The organism is Chromobacterium haemolyticum DSM 19808 (genome assembly GCF_000711885.1).
Lineage (GTDB): Bacteria > Pseudomonadota > Gammaproteobacteria > Burkholderiales > Chromobacteriaceae > Chromobacterium > Chromobacterium haemolyticum.
This window is the reverse complement of the sequence record NZ_JONK01000001.1, coordinates 359,459-382,992: the sequence shown is the minus strand read 5'-3', so window position 1 is coordinate 382,992 and position 23,534 is coordinate 359,459. Positions and strand designations below refer to the sequence as shown.

Annotated in this window: 23 protein-coding genes; 14 read left to right on the top strand and 9 right to left on the bottom strand. The window is 62.1% G+C overall.

The features are described 5' to 3' along the window. Positions 1 to 10: 10 nt before the first annotated feature. The 3 genes from BR71_RS01710 to BR71_RS01700 all read right to left on the bottom strand — a co-directional run bounded on the left by BR71_RS01710 (position 11) and on the right by BR71_RS01700 (position 2,648). Positions 11 to 685, bottom strand: a complete 675-nt coding sequence (locus tag BR71_RS01710; RefSeq protein WP_043631690.1) for an ABC transporter permease — start codon at positions 683 to 685, stop codon at positions 11 to 13. Between the two features lie 198 nt (positions 686 to 883). Next, a complete protein-coding gene (locus BR71_RS01705) occupies positions 884 to 1,642 on the bottom strand; it encodes a transporter substrate-binding domain-containing protein (RefSeq protein WP_043631688.1) in 759 nt (252 codons plus the stop codon). 244 nt (positions 1,643 to 1,886) lie between these two features. After that, positions 1,887 to 2,648, bottom strand: coding sequence for a dimethylarginine dimethylaminohydrolase family protein (locus tag BR71_RS01700; RefSeq protein WP_043631687.1), 762 nt, complete (start codon positions 2,646 to 2,648; stop codon positions 1,887 to 1,889). A gap of 278 nt (positions 2,649 to 2,926) precedes the next feature. Between BR71_RS01700 and BR71_RS01695 the strand changes: the two genes are divergently transcribed. Next, on the top strand, positions 2,927 to 3,835 hold the full coding sequence (locus BR71_RS01695) for an aspartyl/asparaginyl beta-hydroxylase domain-containing protein (RefSeq protein ID WP_203389873.1): 909 nt from the start codon (positions 2,927 to 2,929) through the stop codon (positions 3,833 to 3,835). Between the two features lie 6 nt (positions 3,836 to 3,841). Here BR71_RS01695 and BR71_RS24925 read toward each other — a convergent pair whose 3' ends face one another. Together BR71_RS24925 and BR71_RS01690 are read right to left on the bottom strand one after the other, a co-directional pair. Next, on the bottom strand, positions 3,842 to 3,976 hold the full coding sequence (locus BR71_RS24925) for a hypothetical protein (protein ID WP_279625722.1): 135 nt from the start codon (positions 3,974 to 3,976) through the stop codon (positions 3,842 to 3,844). A gap of 244 nt (positions 3,977 to 4,220) precedes the next feature. Continuing rightward, positions 4,221 to 4,799: a hypothetical protein gene (locus BR71_RS01690; RefSeq protein WP_043631681.1), complete on the bottom strand. Its 579-nt coding sequence runs from the start codon at positions 4,797 to 4,799 to the stop codon at positions 4,221 to 4,223. A gap of 495 nt (positions 4,800 to 5,294) precedes the next feature. Between BR71_RS01690 and wecB the strand changes: the two genes are divergently transcribed. The 13 genes from wecB to prmB all read left to right on the top strand — a co-directional run bounded on the left by wecB (position 5,295) and on the right by prmB (position 18,737). Beyond that, positions 5,295 to 6,485, top strand: coding sequence for a non-hydrolyzing UDP-N-acetylglucosamine 2-epimerase (gene wecB, locus BR71_RS01685; protein WP_081862504.1), 1,191 nt, complete (start codon positions 5,295 to 5,297; stop codon positions 6,483 to 6,485). A 2-nt stretch (positions 6,486 to 6,487) separates the two neighbouring features. Beyond that, on the top strand, positions 6,488 to 8,089 hold the full coding sequence (locus tag BR71_RS01680) for a glycosyltransferase family 2 protein (protein WP_208854825.1): 1,602 nt from the start codon (positions 6,488 to 6,490) through the stop codon (positions 8,087 to 8,089). Next, positions 8,086 to 9,099 (top strand): hypothetical protein, encoded by a 1,014-nt coding sequence (locus tag BR71_RS01675; protein ID WP_043631677.1) that lies wholly within the window; start codon positions 8,086 to 8,088, stop codon positions 9,097 to 9,099. The genes BR71_RS01680 and BR71_RS01675 overlap by 4 nt, the downstream gene beginning before the upstream one ends. Then, positions 9,096 to 10,061 (top strand): hypothetical protein, encoded by a 966-nt coding sequence (locus BR71_RS24440; RefSeq protein ID WP_043631670.1) that lies wholly within the window; start codon positions 9,096 to 9,098, stop codon positions 10,059 to 10,061. The genes BR71_RS01675 and BR71_RS24440 overlap by 4 nt, the downstream gene beginning before the upstream one ends. Next, a complete protein-coding gene (locus BR71_RS01665; protein ID WP_162179182.1) occupies positions 10,058 to 11,935 on the top strand; it encodes a polysaccharide deacetylase family protein in 1,878 nt (625 codons plus the stop codon). Before BR71_RS24440 ends, BR71_RS01665 begins: the two co-directional genes overlap by 4 nt. Then, positions 11,925 to 12,794, top strand: a complete 870-nt coding sequence (locus BR71_RS22660; protein WP_052370251.1) for a YaiO family outer membrane beta-barrel protein — start codon at positions 11,925 to 11,927, stop codon at positions 12,792 to 12,794. The genes BR71_RS01665 and BR71_RS22660 overlap by 11 nt, the downstream gene beginning before the upstream one ends. After that, the gene (locus BR71_RS01655) at positions 12,791 to 13,576 is read left to right on the top strand and encodes a hypothetical protein (RefSeq protein WP_043631663.1); all 786 of its coding nucleotides are present in this window, start codon (positions 12,791 to 12,793) and stop codon (positions 13,574 to 13,576) included. Before BR71_RS22660 ends, BR71_RS01655 begins: the two co-directional genes overlap by 4 nt. 103 nt (positions 13,577 to 13,679) lie before the next feature. Beyond that, the gene (locus BR71_RS01650; protein ID WP_052370250.1) at positions 13,680 to 13,952 is read left to right on the top strand and encodes a hypothetical protein; all 273 of its coding nucleotides are present in this window, start codon (positions 13,680 to 13,682) and stop codon (positions 13,950 to 13,952) included. A gap of 271 nt (positions 13,953 to 14,223) precedes the next feature. After that, the gene (locus tag BR71_RS01645) at positions 14,224 to 14,793 is read left to right on the top strand and encodes an aminodeoxychorismate/anthranilate synthase component II (RefSeq protein ID WP_043631660.1); all 570 of its coding nucleotides are present in this window, start codon (positions 14,224 to 14,226) and stop codon (positions 14,791 to 14,793) included. Next, positions 14,793 to 15,188: a lysozyme inhibitor LprI family protein gene (locus BR71_RS22655; RefSeq protein WP_081862503.1), complete on the top strand. Its 396-nt coding sequence runs from the start codon at positions 14,793 to 14,795 to the stop codon at positions 15,186 to 15,188. Before BR71_RS01645 ends, BR71_RS22655 begins: the two co-directional genes overlap by 1 nt. A 57-nt stretch (positions 15,189 to 15,245) precedes the next feature. After that, a complete protein-coding gene (gene trpD / locus BR71_RS01635) occupies positions 15,246 to 16,274 on the top strand; it encodes an anthranilate phosphoribosyltransferase (protein WP_043631657.1) in 1,029 nt (342 codons plus the stop codon). Between the two features lie 69 nt (positions 16,275 to 16,343). After that, a complete protein-coding gene (locus BR71_RS01630) occupies positions 16,344 to 17,720 on the top strand; it encodes a phosphomannomutase/phosphoglucomutase (protein ID WP_043631654.1) in 1,377 nt (458 codons plus the stop codon). Positions 17,721 to 17,822: 102 nt separating this feature from the next. Continuing rightward, positions 17,823 to 18,737: a 50S ribosomal protein L3 N(5)-glutamine methyltransferase gene (prmB, locus tag BR71_RS01625; RefSeq protein ID WP_043631651.1), complete on the top strand. Its 915-nt coding sequence runs from the start codon at positions 17,823 to 17,825 to the stop codon at positions 18,735 to 18,737. Between the two features lie 118 nt (positions 18,738 to 18,855). On the opposite strand, the gene BR71_RS01620 is transcribed toward prmB, so the two are convergent. From BR71_RS01620 to BR71_RS01605, 4 genes are all read right to left on the bottom strand, one after another. After that, positions 18,856 to 19,590, bottom strand: a complete 735-nt coding sequence (locus tag BR71_RS01620; protein WP_043631648.1) for a hypothetical protein — start codon at positions 19,588 to 19,590, stop codon at positions 18,856 to 18,858. A 6-nt stretch (positions 19,591 to 19,596) separates the two neighbouring features. Further along, positions 19,597 to 20,148, bottom strand: a complete 552-nt coding sequence (locus BR71_RS01615) for a neutral zinc metallopeptidase (protein ID WP_043631645.1) — start codon at positions 20,146 to 20,148, stop codon at positions 19,597 to 19,599. A gap of 204 nt (positions 20,149 to 20,352) precedes the next feature. Further along, positions 20,353 to 20,982: a LysE/ArgO family amino acid transporter gene (locus tag BR71_RS01610; RefSeq protein ID WP_019100668.1), complete on the bottom strand. Its 630-nt coding sequence runs from the start codon at positions 20,980 to 20,982 to the stop codon at positions 20,353 to 20,355. 69 nt (positions 20,983 to 21,051) lie between these two features. Beyond that, entirely contained in the window at positions 21,052 to 23,424 is a 2,373-nt protein-coding gene (locus BR71_RS01605) for an EAL domain-containing protein (protein WP_043631986.1), read from the bottom strand. Positions 23,425 to 23,534: the final 110 nt, after the last annotated feature.

Sequence of the window (23,534 nt, the reverse complement as noted above, 5' to 3'; positions counted from 1 at the left end):
TGTTTTCCCCTCAGAGCAAGCCGCGGCTGTAACGCAGCCCCAGCCAGCGGAACACGCCCCCGGAAGCGGCGGTGAACAGCAAATAGACCAGGCAGACCAGGAAATAGAACAGGAAAGGCATCTGGGTGGCGCGGCCGGCCTGCTCGGCGAGCCAGGCCATGTCTTCCAGGCCAATCAACGACACCAGCGCCGCCGACTTCATCAACGCCAGCCAGTTGTTGTTGATGCCGGGCAAGGCGTGGCGCAGCATCTGCGGAAACAGGATGCGCCGGAACAGCTGCCACGGCCGCATGCCGTAAGCGACGCCGGCCTCCAACTGGCCGCGCGGCACCGCCAGGAAAGCACTGCGGAAAGTTTCGGTGTAATAAGCGCCGAAAATGAAGCCTATGGTCAGCACCCCCGCCAGGAATTTGTCGAACTCCACCGCGGGCAACCCCAACACCGCCAGCAACAGATTGAAGACCTTCTCGCCGCCATAGAACAGCAGCAACATCATCACCAGCTCCGGAATGCCGCGAATCACCGTGGTGTAGGCGATGGACGCCACGCGCAGCCAGCGCGGGCCAAACAGCTTGACGCAAGCGTTGGCGAGGCCAAACAGCAGCGCCAGCCCCAGCGCGGCCAGCGCCACGCGCAAGCTGAGCCAGGCCCCTGTCAGCAACAGGGGCAAATAGGACGCCACCATGGCCGCCCTCCTTGTGAAACGGCCGGCGGACGCCGGCCGGGGAAACGGACGTATGCACGCGGCTCAAAGCCTAGCGAGCAAGGGGGAGACAAGGCGAAGACTGCGAAGAAAGCGGGATGTACAAGTGGTACATGAGCATTTCGAAGCTGCCCTCACCGTTGCAAGTCTCACGAAGCGCCGCAGACCTTGAACAGGTTCTTAGTGGTAAATATCGAAACCGAAGTACTTCTTGCGCACGCCTTCATACACCCCGTTGGCGCGGATGGCGGCGATGGCGCGGTTGATCGCCGCCTTCAGTTCCGGATCGCTCTTGCGCACCGCGATGGCCACCGGGTTGGATTCGCCCAGTTTGGAGCCGGCGAAAGCGAACTGCTTGCCGCGCTCGGTGCGTAGAAAGCTGGTTTCGGCCTGGATATTGTCCTGCAAGGCGGCGTCGATGCGGCCGGAGGCCAGGTCCAGATAGACGTTGTCCTGATTGGCGTAGGTAACAATCTTCACCTTGCCGCCGCCCCAATTGGCCTTGGCGTACTGCTCATGCACCGAGCCGGACTGCACGCCCACCGTCTTGCCGGCCAGCGACTGCGGCGTGGGCCGCAACGGACTGCCCTTGCGCGCCACCAGCTGAGAGGCGGACGCGTAGTATTTATCGCTGAAGTCCACCTGTTTTAGCCGTTCCGCCGTTACGTTCAACGAGGCGATGACGGCGTCGAACTTATTGGCGTTGAGCGCGGCAATCATGCTGTCGAACGGCTGCTTGACGAAGACGCAGCGAGCCTTGAGTTCGGCGCAGACGGCTTTGGCGATGTCCGGATCGAAGCCGGTGATCTCCCCGTTGGGCGCCAGCACGTCGAACGGCGGGTAGCCGCCGTCCACGCCCCAGCGGATCTGCTTGATGTCCTTGGCCAGTACAGGGCCTGCGCTCAGCGCCAGCAAAAGCGCAATCTTGATGGTTTTCATCTTTTTCTCCTTGAGAGCCTGTTCATGGCCGGCTACGCGTCGGCGACAGGTTCTGAATCTCCCCGGCTCTGCGGCCAGTGGCGAATGAAACGACGCTGCTTTTAGAACGTGTTTACGATCTCGCGAGCTAGAGCGAGACAAGGCGAAAATGGCTGAAAAAGCGGAGTGTACACACGGTACATGAGCATTTTGAAGCCGCTTTCAACGCCGTATCGCCGACGCGCAGCAAATCGTAAACAGGTTCTTAGAAACGCAGGGACATGCAGGTCAAGCCCCCGTCCATCTTGCGGATTTCGCTGGTGTCGGTCTCGATGATGGGCAGGCCCAGCGTCTTCAGCTTACGCAACGTGTCGGGGTAACCGCTTGGCGTGATCAGGGTGTCGTTGATCCACAAGGTGTTGCCGGCGTATTCCTCGTCCTTGGCCAGCACGATCTGCTGATAACCGTGGAATACCGGATCGTCGGCGCGGTCCTCGGACAAGATCAGCGTGTTGCGGCCCACGTAGTTGACGATGGACTTCAAATGCAGGCCGGCGCTGACTTCCACCGCGGTGACGACGTAACCGAACTTTTCCACCGCGGCGGCAAACTGGCTGATCCCGGCCTCGTTGGTGCGGCTGGTCAGGCCGACGAAGAAACGCTTGTCTATCATCAAGACATCGCCGCCGTCCATGCGCGCGTCGCCGTTCATCCACACCGCGTGGCGGAAGCGGGACACCAAGGGCGCGATGCTGCTCACCTCGCCGCGGCGGGCCGGCGCGCCCGGCTGGGTGATCACCGCCAGTTCCGGCATCAACACCGCGGTGTCTTCAACGAAATGGGCGTCGGGGAAATCGGGCTGTGCCGGCAAGGTGCTCACGGTCAAACCCAGGCGCAACAGGATATCCACGTAATCGCGGAATTGGGAGCGCGTCAGCGCCGGGTCCGGTGCGCCGATATTGGCGGTGGTCAAACCGCCGGCCACGGTGTCGGCAGGCAGGCGGGTGATCGCATGGGTGAAATGCATGGGCAGGCTCCTTGGTCAGGCGGCCCAGCAACCGGATGGTTGATGGGGACGGCGCGGGGCCGTTCTCGCTCGAACCATTCTAGGCAGCGCCCTGGGCCCGCGTCGGTCGTATGGGGCGACGGCGGCAGCCAGTTTCGGCTGTTTTGGAGCGGAGGGCAGCCGCTTTGCGTGGCGACCGCCAAACCTGGTCATATCCTACTCAACTAAACCAATGGCCAGTCGTTTAAATTCTGTTTTTGTTTGAAATTAAGCATATTATTTCAAGGGCTAGAGCAAAAATGCCGTACATCAAACTATCCATCCTCCTTCTTTTTGCGCTCTGCACCGTCTACATCCATTATCGCGGCCGTCAACGCTTGGGGTTCTGGCGGCAGTTGACCGACCACTCTACCTTCATGGCGCCGATCAACTGCTTCTGCTACCTGTTCTCCACCCTACCCGCGCGCCCCTATTTGCCGCTGCAGCGCTTTCCGGAGCTGCGGACGCTGAACGATAACTGGCAACGTATCCGCGCCGAGGCGCTGGCCTTGTCCGACGACGGCGCGATCAAGGCATCCGATCGTTACGACGACCTGGGCTTCAATTCATTTTTCAAGACCGGCTGGAAGCGTTTCTACCTGAAATGGTACGACCAGCCGCACCCGTCGGCGGCCAAGCTGTGCCCGTACACGACTGGGCTGCTGCAAAGCATTCCCTCGGTCAAGGCGGCGATGTTCGCCAGCTTGCCGCCGGGCAGCCGGCTAGTGCGCCACCGCGACCCCTTCGCTGGTTCGGTGCGCTTCCATTTGGGCTTGTCCACACCGCAAAACGAGGCCTGCTACATAGAGGTGGACGGCGAACGCTACAGCTGGCGCGACGGCGAGGCGGTGATGTTCGACGAAACCTATCTACACCACGCGGAAAACGCCACCACTGAGCAGCGCATCATCCTGTTCTGCGATATCGAGCGCCCAATGCGCTTCCGGCTTGCGGCGTGGGGCAACCGCCTGATCAGCCGCCTGCTGCTGGGCGCCGCCAGTTCCCCCAATCAGGACGGTGACCGCACCGGCGCGCTCAACCGCCTGTTCCGCTATGTGCAGGCGGTGCGGCTGTTTGGCAAGCGCATCAAGGCGCAGAGCCGTCTTGGCTATTACGCGCTGAAATGGCTGTTGTTCGGCGGCTTGTTGCTGGGCTGGCTGCTGAGCTGAGCCACGCTATAGATGGAAGAAGGCCCGCGCGTTGCCGTCCAGCAGCCGCTGGCTGTCCTCCTCGTCCGTCACCGTGTCGCGGATCGGGCCGCCCACCACCTGTTCGCCCAAGGGGAACGGCGCGACCAAGCCCAGGAGCATTTTCAGCGCTCTGCTGTTTTCCGGCGGCTGTCATCGCCGTCGCCCTGCTGCTGGACCTGAACCAAGGCAGGTTCCGCTAACCGCTGCCTTGTAGAACCTGTTTACGGTCTGCTGCGCGTCGGCGGAATGAATAGAAAGGCGCATTGAAAACCGCTTGGAAATGCTCATGTACCAGGCGTACATTCCGCTTTCTCAGCCGCTTTCGCCTTGTCTCGCTCTTGCTCGCAAGATCGTAAACAGGTTCTTATCGCGCCGGCGCGGCGCCATCCGCTCCAACCCCCAAACCTCCCTCATTGAAACTCATTTCCATCATCTCCCCGGCGGCGTCCCGGCAGCTTACCGCGAAGTCCGGTTGCTCCGGACTCTTGCTGCCAGGGTGCAGTCTGATCGCCGTGACTTCCATGCAATCGCGCACCAGTGTCGCTTTGCACCCTACCTCTGCCAACGCTGGCGCCCAGCGGCAGAAAGCGCCGCCCGAGAAAGACTCGGCGCCGCAAAGCTCTCCTGCCGCTTGCTCGGCGCCCGGCAACACCACGCCGGCAATGTCCTCGAGCTCCGCCTCATGCCTGGCGGCTGCCATCTGCTGATTGGGCCAAACCGTGTACGCCAGCCCCGCCGTACCGGTCAGCAAAACGCCCAGCACCACGCCCACATGCGTCCATTGCAAAGGGGAAGCGGGCTCCGGCTCCTTCCGCGGCAGCGGCTGCGGATACATTTCCAGATACGGCGTCTGGCACAGCGGACATGCGTAGTCCGGCGCCCGCTGGTCGCGCGGCGAATCCCCGCGCAAGTATCCGCAGTGTAGGCACTGTTTCTTTTCCATTGGCACTTCTCCCCAGGTGGAGGTCAGCCACGCTCGCCGGCGCTTTTAGAGCTGCTTCCCAAATGATTGACGCTCCCCATGCGTACGTCCTGACATGCTAACAAAGAAATGCCATTGCAGTTTCACATCGCCGTCGCGACTCTTGCACTAGCGCTTTGGCCAGGTGCAATCCAATGGAATTGCCTGCCGGCGCGCACTCGCCTGGCCGGGGCGCAATGGCGCTCCAGCAGGCTTGTGAATGGTGCTCCAACGCACGCCAATATTAAACCGTTTAATTAAAACAAATATTTAACTTTATTTCTTATAGGAGGTGTGCTACTTTAATTTAAACAATGTGAAATAGTAGTTTTAACAAAACAAACAAAGTTAAGCTCCGCTAAGTGCTTGTGAATAGCCGTGATAGATATGATATGGCTGCCGTACTATAGTGGTTTTAACAAAACAAACAAAACCAAGCCCTGCTGTGTGCTCGTGAATCGTTGTGATGGAGATAATATGCTTACCGTACTAACAATTTTTGGCACCCGTCCGGAAGCCATCAAGATGGTGCCTGTCATCCACGCGCTGCAAGACTGCCAGGGCGTGGTGTCCAAGGTATGCGTGACCGGCCAACACCGCGAGATGTTGGATCAGGTATTGGACTTTTTCGGAATTCACCCGGACTTCGACCTGAAGCTGATGCAACAGGGACAGAGCCTGGCGTCTTTGACCGCCAGGCTGGTGGACGCTGTCGACAAAGTCTTGGAGGAAGCCCAACCCGATGTCGTGCTGGTGCATGGCGATACGGCCACCACGCTTGGCGCAAGCCTGGCCGCGTTTTACCGCCGGATTCCGATTGGGCATGTTGAAGCGGGATTGCGCACCGGAGACCTGTATTCGCCTTGGCCTGAGGAAATGAACCGCCGCGTCACCGGCATTCTGGCGTCCTGGCATTTCGCTCCAACGGAGGAGTCCCAGCTCAACCTGCGGAATGAAAAGGTTGACCCGGATAGGATCTTCATCACTGGCAACACCGTTGTCGACACCTTGCTGTTGGCGGTAAAGAGGCTGGAACAACAGCCGGATCTCAAGGCCGACATCGCCTCCCAGTTTGCCTTCCTGCGCCCGGAGGCCAGAGTGATACTGGTCACCGGCCACCGCCGGGAAAATTTGGGGGAGAGGTTTGAAAGCTTCTGTCGCGCGCTGGTGCAGCTGGCCGAGCGCTACCCCGACGTGGACATCGTCTACCCGGTGCACCTCAATCCCAATGTGCGCAAGCCGGTGTACGCGCTGCTGTCCAAGGTGAACAACATTCATTTGATCGACCCGCAACAATACCTGCCCTTCGTCTATCTGATGGCCCGCTGCCACCTCATCATCACCGACTCCGGCGGCATACAGGAAGAGGCGCCGGCGCTGGGCAAACCGGTGCTGGTCACCCGGGACACAACGGAAAGACCGGAGGCGCTTGCGGCCGGCACCGCCATGCTGGTGGGCACGGAGACAGCGCTCATCGTCCAACACGCCAGCGCCTTGCTGGATGACGAGGCGGCTTATCAACGCATGTCTCAAGCCCATAACCCCTATGGCGACGGCGACGCCGGCAGACGCATAGCCGCCATTCTCTCGTCGCTGCCGCGTCGGCGGCAGGCGGCGAACACAGCCAGTCGGACCGTCGATGCGCTCGCTCCCGTACCGGGGAGATAAGCATGCCCCCGCGATTCCTACTCTGGCTGATCCTGCTGATGTGCTGCTACCCCGCCTGGTCCGCCGTGGATCCGTCCAAACCGGCCGCCAGCCACCCGCATCGCCACGGCGCGGCCACGTCTAAGGAGAGCCAGGCCGCCATGGCGGCTCTGCCCATAGACCCAGACGAACGCCCCTCCTCTGTCAGCCCCACCGTGAGCATCAAGGGGGCCTCGGACAACGCCGATCTGCGCCATACCCAGCAGTTGATTCTGGATCAGATCGAAGAAGCCCGTCACCGTACCGTAAGCCAGGAGGACGACCCCCTGCTGCGGCGCGAAACCGCAACGCCGTTCATCTGGCCTTTGCGCGCGCTGAGCTTCGTGCTCTACGGCGTGGTGCTCTTGGTCGTGGTGTACGCGGCGCGGCATATGGCGTTCACTTTGAACCGGCTGTTCGGCCACCAGCGCCATCCTTATCTGGACATTGAAACCGCGCAATGGCCCAAGGTCACAGTCTTCATCGCCGCGCACAACGAAGAGGCCGTGATTGCCGATGCGATGGAGGCGCTGCTTGAGTCCGACTATCCGCCTGGGCAAATGATCATCATGCCCGTCAACGACCGCTCCACGGACGGCACTCGCTCCATCATAGACCGCATCGCGGCGCGCAGACCGGACGCGATCAAGCCGTTTCACCGCACCCAGGGCAAACCCGGCAAAGCCGCGGCGCTGAAGGATGCGACGGCCTTGATCGACACCGAGATTTTCATCGTCTTCGACGCCGACTACCTGCCAAGCCGCGGCCTGCTCAAACAATTGATCGCGCCGTTCTTCGATCCGGAAGTCGGCGCCGTGATGGGGCGCGTGGTGCCCTTGAACCCGGGCGCCAACCTATTGACCCGCATGCTGGACATGGAACGCGCGGGCGGTTATCAGGTGGACCAGCAGGCCAGGATGAATATGAAGCTGGTGCCGCAGTACGGCGGCACGGTCGGCGGCATACGCGTCGCCGCGCTCAACAGCGTCGGCGGCTGGCACGACGACGTGCTGGCGGAAGACACCGATTTGACCTATCGCCTGCTTATCGGCGGCTGGCTCACGGTCTACACCAATCGCTCCGAGTGCTACGAGGAGGTGCCGGAGAGCTGGCCGGTTCGCATCCGGCAATTGATGCGCTGGACGCGCGGCCATAATCAGGCGCTGGCGCGGCATGTCGGCCGTCTGCTGAGCACCCGAGGAGTGCAGCGGCGGGAAAAACTGGACGGGCTCCTGCTGTTGGGCACTTACGCCATGTCTCCGCTGCTGCTGCTCGGCTGGGCCATCACCTTGGTGCTGTTCTTTTTCGACAGCATGCTGCCGTCCCCTGGCCTCCTGCTGATCCTGGCCCTGGTCTGCTACAGCGCGATGGGCAATTTCGCCGCCTTTTTCGAGATCGGCGCCGCCTGCTATCTGGACGGCAACGGCAAAAGGCTGCGTATTTTGCCTTTCGCCATTCTTGGCTTTTTGGTCAGTCTGGTCACCATTTCCCGCGCCACGCTGCAGCAGTCGCTGGTCGAGCCCTTCAAGAAAAACAGAACGCTGCATTGGGATAAAACCAAGCGGTATCGGAGACAGCCGGGATGATGGCCATACTTTACGTGCTTGGCGTGGCGCCGCTGATCGCGCTGCCGCTCTTGCCCGGTCTATTGGAGTTGCTGCGCAAGACCGACGCCTCCGCGCTGGGCATCAACCGGCTGCACACCGGCACCGCCGACGTCTTCGCCCGCAACTACCGGCAACGGCTGGAAACGCTGGACTTGGGCGAGCGGCGGCAGGACTGGAACGCTCGCCTGGAGGCCATCGGGCCGGAAAACCGCCCGGTCGTGGACGAGGAGGTCTTGGCCGCCGGCGAGTTGCGCATTCCGGCGCGCTTCAGTTTCCTGAAAGAAATCCATTGCGACGACAACGTCGTCACCGGTCCTGGCGTGATCCTGCGCAGCGTCTTGGCCGACGGCGATCTGAACCTGGGACGGAGCAGTTCGATTCTGCGTTGGGCCGGCGCCCGGAACGTCCGCATCGAGCCGGACAGCCTGTTGTTCGGGCGCACCGTGGCGGAGGACACCCTGGATATTTCGGGACCTGTCCGCTTCCAACGCCTCCAGGCGGCAACCATCCGCATGGGAGAAACCCCGCGCCATCAGTCCCCGGCCACGCCGCTGCGAGAGGTGGATATCGAAAGTTTGGAAACGCCCCACCCCTTTAACGCGGAAATGCGCCGTGCGGTAATGGACGGCGATTTCCTGCTGCCGGAAAACAGCTTGCTACGCGGACACTTGGTGGTGCGCGGCGGCTTGAGCATCGGCCCCGGCTGCCGGATCGAGGGCAGCGTCAAAGCCAGCGGACCCGTCCGCCTGGCCAGAGGAGTGGTCGTGGACGGCGCCGTTGTTTCCGATGACTCCATCATCTGCCGCGAGAACTGTCTCTTGCTGGGCCCGGTTGTTGCCGACCGGATTGTCGTCATTGGCGCCCACTCCGTATTGGGCGCGCCGGACTCGCCCAATACCGTTTCCTCGCGTTTGGTGCTGCTCACGCCGCCCCTGATCGCTCACGGCACTATCTGGGCTCGCATCCGCGGCAAGGTACGCGGCCGATGAAGCATCTATGTTTACTGCTGGCCTTGTGTTGCGGAACAAGTCAAGCCGCGGACAGCGCATTCAAGCTGCCTGGCTACCAGGACGAGGACGGCGCCATTCTGCTGCAAGCGCATGGACGCCATGTCGACCCCTATTTCGCCATGAAAGCCTTGCTGACGGCCGAGGAGCTGGGGCTGTCCATCGCTCCGGCCACGGACGCTTGGGTGGCGTGGCTGGCGCCCAGGCAGGAGCGCAACGGCAGCTTTCCCCGCTTCGAGCGCCAAACGGACGGTGCCTGGCACCGAACGGCCGACGCCGACGCCGACGACTCCACGCTGGCCATGTGGATTTCCCTGCTGAGCCGGCGGTATGGACAACAGGAGATGCCCCCGCCGCTTCAGGCATCGCTGGCGCGCGCCAGGCGGGCGCTGTGGCGGCTGAGGCAAACCCGCAGCGGCATTTATGACTATGCCGCGGGCGTCAAGCTGGGCTACCTGATGGACAACGTCGAAGTTTACGCCGCGCTGCGCGACGACTGCGCCAGAACAGGCGCCAGTTGCCGGAGGATGCGGCAGTTGGCCGCAGCGCTTCCCAAAGCGTTTTGGGAAACGAAAACCCGACGCTGGCGCGTAGCCAGCCGCGACCTTCCCCCTGTCGCCTTCTACCCGGAAGCCGCCGCGCAACTGTTCCCCAAAATGGAGGGCATGCCGGCGATGCCGGGGCAAGCCTCCTTCGACGCCTGGCTGCAGGGCGAAGGCCGGCCCTGGCTTGCTCAGGACAAGGCGCATCTGGACTTCCCATGGGGCGTGCTGGCCCTGGCCGCGTTAAGAGACGGCCGGGAGGACGCCGCGCGCGCCTGGTTGCAGAAGGCGGCGCCCGCGCGAGGAACGCCGCGCTGGAATGTGCTGGAGGAGGCGGTTTTTCAAGGATTAGAGCGCCGTCTGGCCACAACGGTGGAGCAAGAACAAAGGTTGGAAAAATGAATAAAATTCGATCATGCCCCCGCTGGGTGTGCATCATCCTGCTGCTGGGGCTAATACTGGCGGCAAGCGCGATCTGGCACAGCTTGCGCGCAAAACAAACGCCACCGCCTCAGGCCTTCATCGCCTTGCTGCTGCCGGACAAACCGGCCAGCGGCAAATACTCGCTGGCATGGCAAGACGCCGCCAGCGAAGGCGGCGTGGCGATGATGCAAATCACCGCCAGCCAACTGGTGGACATGGAGCCGGAGCAACGCGCCCGACTCCGCGGCATCATCTTGCCGGACACGATACACCGCTATGTCGATGCGGCGCTGACCGGAGTGCTGGAGGAGTACGTGCAGGCCGGCGGCGCTCTATGGATCAATTACGACGCCGCCAGCGAAAACGCCGGCGGCCGCTTTTTGGACAAACCGGCGCTCTCGCGCCTGGTGGGCGTGGATTATCTGCTGTACCGGGAGTTGGGCAAGCAGATGGTGCGCAGAGATTTGATGTTGATGCCGCCCTCCGCCGTTGCCGAGCTGGGCATCACGCCCGGCCGCTTCCAGCCCTATCCAGACGGCAAATCCGCCTTGCTGCAAGCCTCGACCTACGGTTACGACCAGGCGGCGTTCAGCTACCTGGCAACCCGCGGCAGCTTCCCGGGACGCGTGCTGGCTCAAGGACCGGACGGCACCTTGATTGCCGGCGTGCGCGCTTACGGCCGCGGCAAGGTCTTGTTCGTCAACCTGCCGGTCACTTTTCTCAAAATACGCACCGACGGTTTGTGGCTGCAATCCTACCTGCACTTCTTCAATAGCCAAGTTCTACATCTGCCCCAATTGGCCTCCGTGCCGGACGGCGTGGGCGGGCTGGTAATGAACTGGCACGTCGACGACGCCAACGCCATACCCTATCTGGACTTGCTCAAAAAACTGGGTTTTCTTGAGCAAGGCCCTTATTCCGTCCATTTCACCACCGGGCCGGACACCAATCAGCCCGGAGACCACCGAGGCATGGACCTCGCCCATAACCCGAAGGCTCAGGACTGGGTTCGTCGCTTGAGCGAGCGGGGTTACGAAATCGGCGCGCACGGCGGCTGGGCGCACAACTACTTCGCCTTCAACATCAATGAGCATAACGGCAAACGATGGGAACCCTATCTCGCCAACAACAAGAAAGATCTTGAAAAGCTCACCCAACAACCTCTCACCGAGTATTCCGCGCCCAACGGCCACCATCCGGACTGGGTAACCGCTTGGCTGCGCCAACATGGCGTGCTGGCTTATTACTACGTGGGCGACCTGTCCATGGGGCCCACTCGAGCCTATATCGATCCGGCCAACATGCATGGCCGGCCCTGGGCCTTCCCGGTATCGGCCAACGGCGGCATCGCCTCCTTCGAAGAAGCCGTGCGCAATAAACTGCCCAGCGCCCAGATGACGCTTTGGCTGCAGGACATGACACGCTTCGCGGTACAACAGCGTGTGGCGCGCCTGGTTTATTTTCACCCTCCGGGTGTCTATTTCTATCAGCAAACCGTCCGCGAATGGCTGGCCCAAACCCGGACTTTGGGCAAACAGGGCGTGTTTCATTGGTACACGATGACCGAGCTGTCCCGTTTCCTGTCCCAACGAGAACTGACCCAATGGCAAGCCGCGCCGGCGGAAGGCCGGGACGCGTCCTGGATCAGCGTAAGCGCGCACAACCCAAAGACCTTGGCGCGGCAAAGCTGGCTGCTGCCCAAAACCCCAACGCCGCCCGTGCTGCGGTCCGGCCAGGCCGATATCGAAGCGCTGCCGGACGCTTGGCGAGTCACCGCCCGAGCCGGACAGGACCTTAGATTTGAATACGTGCAAACAGCGAGCAACACTTTGGAGAGCCGCCATGCTCAGTAAACGACTAGCGCAAATCTGCCTTTGGGCACTGTGTCTTACCGGCCAAGCGCACGCCGACGAGATGGCGGCCCCTGATGCGCCGGAAACGGCGCCCGCTCCCGCAGATGTCGGGACAGAGTCCCCGCCGTCAGCGCCGGAGCCGTACTCATGGGCGCGCAGCATCGAGATCGGCGCGCAACACTCCCGTCTCACCGGAAACAACCCTGCCTGGGATGGCGTTTATCTGTCCGGCGTCTGGCAAACCGACGCCGGCAACGTCTTCGATTGGACCGCAGAGCAGGACAGCCGCTTTGGCGAACGGGGCATGGCCTTGAACGGCGGCTGGAACCACGACATCAACCCGGACTGGTACGGCAGGCTGGAGTTGGGGCGCAGCAGCAGCGGCACCTTCTGGCCCGGCACCCACTACGGCGCGGCCATCAACCGGAAATGGCTGCCCAACCGCAATCTGGTCACCACCTTCGGCCTGGCCTACAACGACAATCGCCAAGGCTATAGCGACCGCATTCTGACCTTGGGCATGGCCTATTATTTCGACGCGCCCTGGGTCGTGGAAGGCGGCGTGCACCGCACCTTGAGCAACCCCGGCAGCGTAAGCTCCATGCAGGGTTACGGCGCGGTGACTTATGGGCGCGACCGCTGGCGCCTGATCACCCTGGCCGTCAACGCTGGCGGCGAGGGTTATATGCCAATCGGGGTCAATCAGCCCAAGCAGAGCTTCGACAGCCAGCTCTATCAACTGAGCTGGAGGGAGTGGATAGGCACGCATTGGGGCATCCATGCCGCCGTTGAACGCTACCACAGCCCCTACTACGAGCGTACCGGCATCACTACCGCCGTGTTCTGGAACCTGCCATGAGCCTTCAAGAACGTCTGAAACATTTCAAGGCGCTGCGCCACACCGGCCATGGGGGCGAACTCATCTCCCTGCACCGGGCCATGCGCACAGAATCCTTCCAACGTCTTCGCTGGCTGGAGATCCTCGGCATTCCGCTGCTGTTCAACCTGTTGCTGCTCGCCCTCCTGCCGCAAACGCTTGCGCTATGGCGGCTCGTCACGCAATGGAGCATAGAGGTTACCGGCGTGCCGGCCCAGCTCTCCAGCCTGGAGATACTGAACGGGCAAATACCGGGCTTATTGTTGCCGTGGCTGGATCTGCCGGCCTCGGTGCCCTCGTTCTGGCAATGGTGGGGCAACGGTCTCGCCGGCCTGCTGCTGCTGTTGCTGTCGTTTTTGATCAGCCCGGAAAACATGCCGATGCGCTACTTGCTGCGCTTGTTCGTCATCATCCATGGCTGTTCCTGCGTTTACTTTGCCCTATTGCCGGCGGCCTTCAACCACTCCCTTCCCGAATATCACAGCTCCTGCCTGACATTTGTGCTCACCTTGCTGTTTTTGATGCCCTGGGTGCACGCGCTGACCTTTCACGTGCTGGAAAAACCGCTCTGGCACAAGTTTGCCCTCACCGGGGTCTCCCTGGCCTATTTGCTGCTTGAGGCTCCGTTGCATTACTTTGCCGCCGCCCTGGTGCTGCACTACGGCTCGCTGCTGTTCATGCCCCTGCTGTTCATACTGGGCAGCCTGATGATGGAGGTCATGATGATGATTGCGCTATACGCCTGGGCGATGAGTTGGGAGTAAGAACGGCAAATCCCCTGATGCGAAATATATCCGCGCCCTATCATTCAAACCGCGCGGCGCGTGTATCCTGTGGCGTGGATCACAATCAAGACAGGGAGGACGCATGGGTTTCAGCGCAGATGAAAAAAACAAGATGGTGGCTTTGAAAGGCGTGGGCGCCACCGTTGTGTCCAGACTGGAGCAAATCGGCTTTTCTTCCTTGGCGCAGTTGGCGGATCAGGACCCTGCCTTGCTGACGCGCCAGATCGCCGACATGATGGGTTCCAGCTGCTGGCACAACAGCCCGCAAGCCAGGGCCGCCATCCAGGCCGTTATCGATCTGGCCCGCGCGGAGCGCCGCCTGGCCGAGGCGACGGACCTGGACCCGGTTGCCTGATAGACGGGCGGCAGTTTGAGTCGACAACATGGCGGAGGTGGCATTGCCGCGGGTTGCGATATTAAAGAGAGGTATAAGACGGTGCTGGGCGGCAGGCCGGCCAAGCCGTTTTGATGAGGTGCTGCGAACAGCCCGATCATCCGGTATAGTCTTTTTATTCAAAGCCGAAGACGTGGCAAAGACTAGCGGAGTAAAAACCGGGTATAAAACCGGGTACAAAAAAACAAACATCAAAGCACACGTCAAGCAAATTCAAGGACTTAATCCAATCATGCTGTTGATGATCGACAACTACGACTCCTTCACCTACAACCTGGTGCAATACTTCGGCGAGCTGGGTCAAGAGGTCAAGGTGTACCGCAATGATGAAATTTCCTTGCAGCAAATCGAAGCGCTGCAGCCTAAATACCTGGTGATCTCGCCCGGCCCCTGCACGCCCAACGAGGCGGGTGTGTCCGTGCCGGCCATCCAGCACTTCGCCGGCAAGCTGCCCATCATGGGCGTGTGCCTGGGGCATCAGGGCATAGGCCAGGCTTTCGGCGGCCGCATCGTCCACGCCAAACAACTGATGCATGGCAAGGTATCGCCGGTTAAACACCGCGATATCGGCATGTTCCGCGGCCTGCCCAACCCAGTGACCTGCACTCGCTACCATTCGTTGGTGATCGAACGCGAGACGCTGCCGGACTGTCTGGACGTCACCGCCTGGACCGACGACGGAGAGATCATGGGCGTGCGCCATAAAACGCTGCCGATCGAGGGCGTGCAGTTCCACCCGGAATCCATCCTCACCGATCACGGCCACGCGATGCTGGACAACTTCCTGAAAGAGTTCGCCTGATGAAGAGGGTGTTAATGCTGAGCGCCGCCCTGGCGCTGTCCAGCGCGGCGCAGGCCGGCGCGCTGGACGACTGCATGCGAACCGAAGCGCAGACTCCGGCGGTATCCGTCTGCCTGCAACAGCGGCTGAGCAAAGCCGAAGCCGAACTGACTCAAAGTGAAAACCGCGCCTCCGCCGCGATGCGCGAGCTAGACCATATCACCGGCAACCGCTACCGCGCCCGGCTGGCGCTCAGCCAATCCAAGCGCGCCTTCAAGACCTATCTGGACAAGCAATGCCGCTGGGTGGCGAGCAGCTACGCCAGCGGCAACGGTGCGGACCAGGCGCAAGCCGCCTGCCGCGCCGACCTGATCGAGCAGCGCCTCTCCCAGCTGGCGGCGCACGCCGGCCATTGAATCTCCGGACGGCGCGCCTCCACGCGGCGCCGCCCACGCAAGCAAAAGGACTTCCCGATGATTACCCCGCAGGCCGCGCTGAACCGGCTGATCGACGGCAACGAACTGTTTTATGACGAAATGCTGGACTTGATGCGCCAGATCATGCGCGGCGAACTGACGCCGGCGCAAACCGCGGCCATCCTGATCGGCCTGCGCGTCAAGGTGGAGTCGGTGCTGGAAATCGCCGCCGCCGCCACCGTGATGCGCGAGTTCGCCACCCCGGTGCCCATCAGCCAGCGCGACCACTTGGTAGACACCTGCGGCACCGGCGGGGACAAATCCCACACCTTCAATATCTCCACCACCTCCGCCTTCGTCGCCGCGGCGGCAGGCGCGCGCGTGGCCAAGCACGGCGGGCGTTCAGTCTCCTCCAGCTCCGGCAGCGCCGACGTACTGGAGTCGCTGGGTGTCAAACTGAGCTTGAGCGCCGAACAAGTGGGCCGTTGCGTCGACGAAATCGGCATCGGATTCATGTTCGCGCCCAACCATCACACTGCGATGCGCCATGTGGCGCCCATCCGCAAAGAGCTGGGCGCCCGCACCATCTTCAACATCCTTGGGCCGCTGACCAATCCGGCCGACGCCGAGAATCAGTTGATGGGCGTGTTCCACCCGGACTTGGTGGGCATCCAGGCTCGGGTGCTGAAACAATTGGGCAGCCGCCACGCGCTGATCGTGCACGGCCTGGACGGCCTGGACGAGCTGACCTTGTCCGGCCCCAGCATGGTGGCTGAACTAAAGAACGGGCAGATCGAGGAATACCAGCTGGATCCGCGTGAACTGGGCCTGGATTTCGCCGAACTCAAGCAACTGCGGGCAGACACCGCAGCCGCCTCTCGCGACATCCTGCTGGCGGTGCTGGACGGCGAAACCGGCCCCGCGCGCGACATTGTCTGCCTCAATGCCGCCGCCGCCATCTACACGGCCGACGTTTCCCCTACCCTGGCCGACGGTGTTACCATGGCGCGCGAAGCGCTCGACTCCGGACAAGCCCGCGCCAAGCTGGACCAATTGATCAGCCTGAGCGCCGCGCTGGCCGCCTGAGCCCCCGATTTCCGACGCGGAGCGCTGTCGCTCCGCGCCCATCCTTCATTTCGATTGCATAAGAACGCCATGAGCAAATTGTCCAAAGATATCTTCAAGGCCTATGACATCCGCGGCATCGTCGGCAAGACCCTGACCAACGACGTAGCCCGCCAGATCGGCCAGGCCATCGGTTCCGAAGCCAAGGCCCGCAAAGTGAAAACCATCGTGGTAGGCCGCGACGGCCGCCTGTCCGGCCCGGACCTGTGCCAAGCGCTGGCCGAAGGCATCCAGGCCGCCGGCGTCGACGTGATCGACGTCGGCCGCGTCGCCACCCCAATGCTGTACTTCGCCGCCCATGAGTTGGGCTCGGTGTCCGGCGTGATGGTCACCGGCAGCCACAACCCGCCGGACTACAACGGCTTCAAGATGATGCTGGCCGGCAACACCCTGGCTGGCGACGACATCCAAAAGCTGTACCAGCGCATCGTCGACGGCGATCTCGCCAGCGGCGAAGGCGCTTACGGCACCCACGACATCGCCGAAGCCTATCTGGACCGCATCACCTCCGACATCAAGCTGGAACGCCCGCTCAACATCGTGGTGGACTGCGGCAACGGCGTGCCCGGCGCTTTCGCCCCGGTGCTGTTCCGCCGCCTGGGCTGCCGTGTGCGCGAACTGTTTTGCGATGTGGACGGGAACTTCCCCAATCACCACCCGGATCCGGCCAAGCCGGAAAACCTGCAGGACGTGATCGACGCGCTGCAGAAAACCGACGCTGAAATCGGCCTGGCCTTCGACGGCGACGGCGACCGCCTGGGCGTGGTGACCAAGGACGGCACCATCATCTGGCCGGATCGTCAGTTGATGCTGTTCGCCGCCGATGTGCTGGAGCGCAACCCCAAGGCCAAGATCATCTACGACGTGAAGTCCACCCGCCTGCTCAAGCCGTGGATCAAGCAAAACGGCGGCGTGCCGGTGATGGCGCGCACCGGCCACAGCTTCATTAAAGCCAAGATCAAGGAAACCGGCGCCTTGCTGGCCGGCGAGATGAGCGGCCACGTATTCTTCAAGGAACGCTGGTACGGCTTTGACGACGGCATGTACGCCGGCGCCCGCCTGCTGGAAGTGCTGTCCCGCGTGGAAAACCCAAGCGAGCTGCTCAATGCGCTGCCCAATGCGGTGTCCACGCCGGAACTGAACCTGAAGATGGCCAAGGAAGGCGAAAACCACGCCTTGATCGCCAAGCTGCAGGCTTCCGCCCGCTTCGACGGCGCAGAGGAGGTCAACACCCTGGACGGCCTACGCGTGGAGTATAAGGACGGCTTCGGCCTGGCGCGCGCCTCCAACACCACGCCGGTGATCGTTCTGCGCTTCGAGGCCGACAACGACGCGGCGCTGGAGCGCATCAAGGGCGACTTCCGCCGTGTGCTGGGCACCGCCACCGACGCCAAGCTGCCGTTCTGACGCCCGCCGTTCAAAGGCATTGCCCGCGCTCCACGCGAGCGCGAACCAACACCGCCGGGGACATGGCCGCAGCCATGTCCCTGTTGTATTGAAAGGAAAACCATGTACGCCCAGGCTGCATCCAGCTTCAACACCTTGCGCGACCTGCTGCGCTTCGCCGTGTCGCGTTTCAACGACGCCGGTCTGTTCTACGGCCACGGCACTCAGAACGCCTACGACGAAGCCGCCTACCTGACGCTGTCCGCGCTAAAGCTGCCGATGGATCAGCTCGAGCCCTTCCTCGACGCCAAGCTGCTGCCCACCGAGGTCCAGGACGTGGTCGACATGATCGAGCGCCGCGCCGAGCAGCGCGTGCCGGTGGCCTATCTGACCCACGAAGCCTGGCAAGGCGATTTCAACTTCTACGTGGATGAGCGCGTGCTGGTGCCGCGCTCCTTCATCTACGAGCTGCTGGGCGAGCCGCTGCAACCGTGGATCGAACACCCGGAACTGGTCCAGCGCGCGCTGGACCTGTGCACCGGCTCCGGCTGCCTGGCCATCCAACTGGCGCACCACTATCCGGACGCGGAAATCGACGCGGTGGATATTTCCCTGGACGCGCTGGAAGTGGCGGCCATCAATGTGCAGAACTATGGCCTGGACGAGCGCGTGCAGCTGATCCACACCGATATGTTCGAGGGCCTAGAGGAAAAGTACGACCTGATCATCTCCAACCCGCCCTACGTCGACGCCGAATCGGTGGACGCGCTGCCACCGGAATATCTGCACGAGCCGGAACTGGCTTTGGGCTCTGGCGAAGACGGTCTGGATGCCACCCGCGAAATCCTGCGCCGCGCGCCGGACTTCCTGAACGACAAGGGCGTGCTGCTGGTGGAGATCGGCCATAACCGCGACATGCTGGAAGAATGCTTCCCCACCTTGCCTTTCATGTGGATGGAAACCGAGAGCGGCGACGGCTTCGTATTCCTGATCACCCGCGAGGATCTGGTGGCCGGCCTGGCCGCTGACACTCAGTAAAGCCTGTTCAAAGTCCACTGCGTTTCAGCGCATAGTGGATGAGCGCATGTAAACGCCAAGCTTCGCCAAACGAAAAACCGGCGGCCCCCTTGCGGGGGTCGCCGGTTTTTTGCGACCGCTAGCCTTTGGACTGAGCCGCTCCCGGATGCAGTTCGCGCCAGATTTGCTCCGCGCGTTCCGTCGCCGCCGCTTTCTGCCCGGCGTTCAACTGCCGGTAGTCCTTGGTGGTCAGGAACCAGTCCGCGCTCAACGCGTCTCCGGCCCGCCGCGCCACCAGGTTCCAGGCCGCGGCCTCCAAGGGCTGCCGCTCCAGCAGATAGCTCTCGGAGATCATCGCCGCCGCATGACGGTTGCCCAAGCGGTACGCCTGCTGCAAAGCGGCGCGCGCCTCCTCGCGGTAACGCATTTCGGGCTCAAAGTCCGGCCGCCGCGGCTTGCCGTCCAGCTCGAACAAATAGCGCTCAGCCAGGTGAGTCAAGGCCTGGACATTGCCCGCGGCCGCCAGCTTGCGCAGCTCGGCCAGCGGCATCCGGTAGAAGCGCTCGTCGATGGCGTAGCCCAGCTGGCGCAAAGCCTGTTTGCGCTGGCGTTCGGCCGGGCTCTCCGGCAAGGGCTCCGCCGGAGCGGCGGCCGGAGCCGGCCCGTCGCCCACCGTGAAGCTCAGCCCTTGGTAAGCCCGCGCCGGCGCTTCCCCCTTGTCCGGCTGAGCGGTTGTCCCCGCCGCCCCGGCGACCAAAGCCGCCGGGGCCGGAGCGCTCAGGCCCAAGCGCGCGCGAACCGGCTCAGGCAGGCTGACCCAGGCCAGGCCCAGTAGAGCCAGCCCGCCGGCCAGCCCCCACGCTCGCTTGCCCATCGTCGATTAGATCGAGTTCAGGCAAGCGTTGAGGCCATTGGCGTGGCCGTAGCGCGAATAGTAGTCGCGCTGAGACGGTGTGCCATGTTCGCCGTAATCGGCTGCGTTGCGCGCCGAAGCCACCGCGTTCTCGATAAAGCTCGGATAACGCAGATTGGTTTCGGCGTACTTGGCGAACGTCCCTCCCACGCAATCGGCCTGCAACTCCTGCATCGGCGCCTGGCGGTAGATATTGTGGGTGAACTGGATGGAATGGCCCCATTCATGCGCCAGGATGAACTTGGCCACGTAATTGCCATAGCTGTTTTCCTGCTGCTGCAGGAAGCCGGTGCCCACGCTGATGGTGTAAGGCCCGCATGCCATCGCACTCAGCTGAGACTCGCGGCAAGCGTACTGGTTGACGTAGACCGTCGGCCGCGCGTAGCCGCCAAGAAAACCGCGAATCTCGTTGGCGCTGGACTGGATGTAACTGTTGTTCACCTGAGCGGCCGCAACCTGGACGGATGCGCCGGCCAATACAGAAACCCCAATCAAACCGGCTTGGATCAGACTTCTCATGACTAACTCTCCTTATGTTGTTCACAACGGAGATTTAGTTATGGTAAATGATTTGGTATTTACAAAATTATTTTGCAATTCCATATGCATAAATAAGCAGTGAAAAATTACCTTGTCACGACTAACGGCATATGAAAAAGTGATGGGTTGCTTAAAAGCAAGCCATCACTTTCAAAATAAGGCGCCAACTCCCATCCCAGCCGCTCAGGCCATCCCCTCGAAACCGTAATTGCGCAACAACATGAACGCGGTGAACAGCATCACCAGGCCGATGACGCAGTCCAGCACCCGCCAGCTTTGCGGACGCTGAAACAGGGGTGCCAGTTTACCGGCGAAGCAGCCGATCGCGCCGAACCACAGCACGGAGGCGCTGAGGCTGCCCAACAGAAAGGATGGCGCGGCACTCTCTCCATAAATGGCGGACACGCCGCCGATCAGCACCACGGTGTCCAGCCAGGTATAGGGATTGAGCAAAGTCACCGCCAGCACGGTGCGAATGGCGCGCTTGCGATCTTTCTCCACGCCGCCCGCCAGCGACATCGCCCCAGGCGTCAAGGCGGAACGAAAGGCTTTATAGCCCAGCCACAGGATGAAGCCCGCGCCCAGCCAGGTCACCGTGACAATGAAGCCGGGAATCGCATTGAGCAGTTTGCCCACGCCCATTACCCCGCAGGCGATCAGAAACACGTCCGCGACAATGCAGATCGCCACAATGGGCAGGATGTGGCTGCGGCCTATGCCCTGCCGCAATACGAAGGCATTCTGCGGCCCAATGCCGACAATCTGCCCGATGGATAGCCCAAGGGCAGACAGATAAACGCTAAAATTGAACAAAAGCCGCTCCCGGAAATTTTCAACACAGACTAAAGGAGCGGCATAACAAAGTAAAACTAATAAAAATTATTATATATAAGTGGAATTAATACTTGCTCGCCGCTCCCAATCCGCCATCCACTCCGGTAACTGCTTAGGGTCCACCGGCGGCGAAATCTCGTAGCCCTGCCCGTCCAGGCAACCTATTTCCAGCAGACGGTCCCAGATCGCCCGGCTTTCCACCCCCTCCACCACCAATTTGCGGCCAGTGTAGTGGGCAAAGGACACCATGCTGCGGATGATGGCCTCGTTACCCGGCGTATCCAGCAGCAGCCGGACAAAGCGCTGGTCTATCTTGATGGTGTCGAAGGGCAGTTGCTGCAAATGCACCAGCGAGGATGCCCCGGTACCGAAATCGTCCAAGGCGATGGACAGGCCGAGATCGCGGCAATGCTCCAACTTGGCGGTGATCTGCTCCGCCTCCTGCTGGGTCACGCTCTCCAGCACTTCCAGCTCCAGGTAGCCGGCCGGCAGCGGATAAGCCTGCAACAAAGCCTGGATGCCAGGCACAAAGCCCTCGTGCTTCAAAGTGATGGCGGAAAGATTGACGCTGACCGGAATGTGACGGCCGTCCGCCAGCCATTCGCCTGACTGACGCAGCGCCTCGCGCAGCACCCACCAATCCAGTTCCCGCATCAAGTCGGTGTTCTCTATCGCGGGGAAGAAGGCCCCCGGCATTTCCAAGCGGCCATCACGGCGCCAGCGCACCAGCGCCTCCACGCCTTCGATGCGGTTGTTGCGCAGATTGATCTTGGGCTGATAAAACAGCGCCAGTTCATCGCGGGCGATGGCCTGCGCGAAAGCGTTGCGCACCGCGTGCATGTGCTGGATCTCTTCGTCCATGGTCACATGGTAATAACGACAATGGCCGCCGCCCGCCTCCTTGGCCCGGCTCAACGCCAGCTCGCCGCGCCGCAGCAGCGCGGAGGCGTCGCTGCGGTCGCTCACCGGCTCCACCACAATACCCATGCTGCATCGGGTGTGAATCACCACGCCCATGCAGTCCACCGGCTGCTGCAGGCTGCCCATCAGGCTGTCCACCAGTTGGTCCAAGCGCTCGTGACGGTCGCTGCAAGCGACGAAGCGCGAAGCGCCCACCCGGCCGACGTAGCCGTAGGGATAGATGCAGCGCCGCAACCTATTGGCCACCTCGCACAACACCGCGTCGCCGCCCTCGTGGCCCAGGCGGGCGTTGATTTCGTGAAAACCTTCGATGGACAGCACCAGCACCGCCAATTGCGCGTTAGCGCGGCGGATCTGCAACTGCTTGTTGATGTGCTCTTTCATCAGGTGACGGTTGGGCAGGCCGGTCAACGGATCGTGAAAAGACAGGAAAGCCAATTCGGATTCGGCGCGATGGCTGCGCTCCAGCGCGTCCTGGCGCTCCAGCGCGCGGCTGATCTCCCTCGCCATGGTGTCCACCAAGGCCACCTTGGTATCGTCGAAAAAGCCCGGCAACCCGGAATACAGCGATAAAGTGCCGATCACCTGCTCGCGCAAGGTCAACGGCGCCACCAGCGCGCTGCGCACATTCCGGGCGTTGAGCACGCGCATCCACGGCTGCATCGACGGATCTTCGCCGCAATCGTTGACCACCTGCACCGCCAGGCCGCGGATGGCCCGACCACTGGGCCCGCGGCCATGCAGGCTTTCGGAATGCGCAGAGACTTGCAGCCAGGGGATGAAGGCTTCGGCGTGAGCGCCGGCCATCGCGGCGGGACGCACGCTTTGCGATTCGGCGTCCAGCAGGCCAACCCAGGCATGGGAGAAATCGCCCTCGCGGACGCAAACGTCGCAAATCGCCTGAAACAGCTCGCGACGCTCGGAACAGCGCACCAGGGCCATGCTGACGCCGCTGAGAGTGGCGTACAAACCGGACATGGTCTGCAAATGGCGGTGCTTGCTGTCCACCGCTTCCTGCAAGGACTGCTGGTGGCCGTGCAACTGCAGCATCTGGTCCAGCAAAATGCGCTTGCGCAGCAGCCTAGACAGCGCGGCGAGCTCGTCCAGATCCAGCCCGGCCTCGGCCAGCCGCGCCAGGAAATGGGCCTGACAGCGCTCGTAAGCGCCCACCACCCACATCAGCCCCACGCCCAGCTGGCGCATCAAGCGCCCCTGCTCCACCACGCGCCAGGCGGCGCGGCCGCTCACCGGACGGGTCAGCATCCGCTCGCAATACTGCAACAAGGCGTCCACCAGGGAGTCGATGCCGCCCGGCAGGCGCTCGCTCAGCAGCGCCAGCGTGTCCGGGCATTTCAACGCGTACCAGTAAAACTCCTTGCCCAAAGCCTCCTTGCGCGACAACAAGAGCGGAGCATGGACGGTAAGCTTCGCCATATGATCCGCCCGAACCCCGATAAAACGGCACATGCCATCCAATAGTGCCTTATTATCTGCTTGCATCTTCAACATGCCTGTCATTGGCCATGAGCCGCCGGCGCCAGCCGATCAGAACCGTCGCCGCCAGCCGCTCTAATTATTTTTATGCCGCCACCGCGTGCAGGCAAACCTTT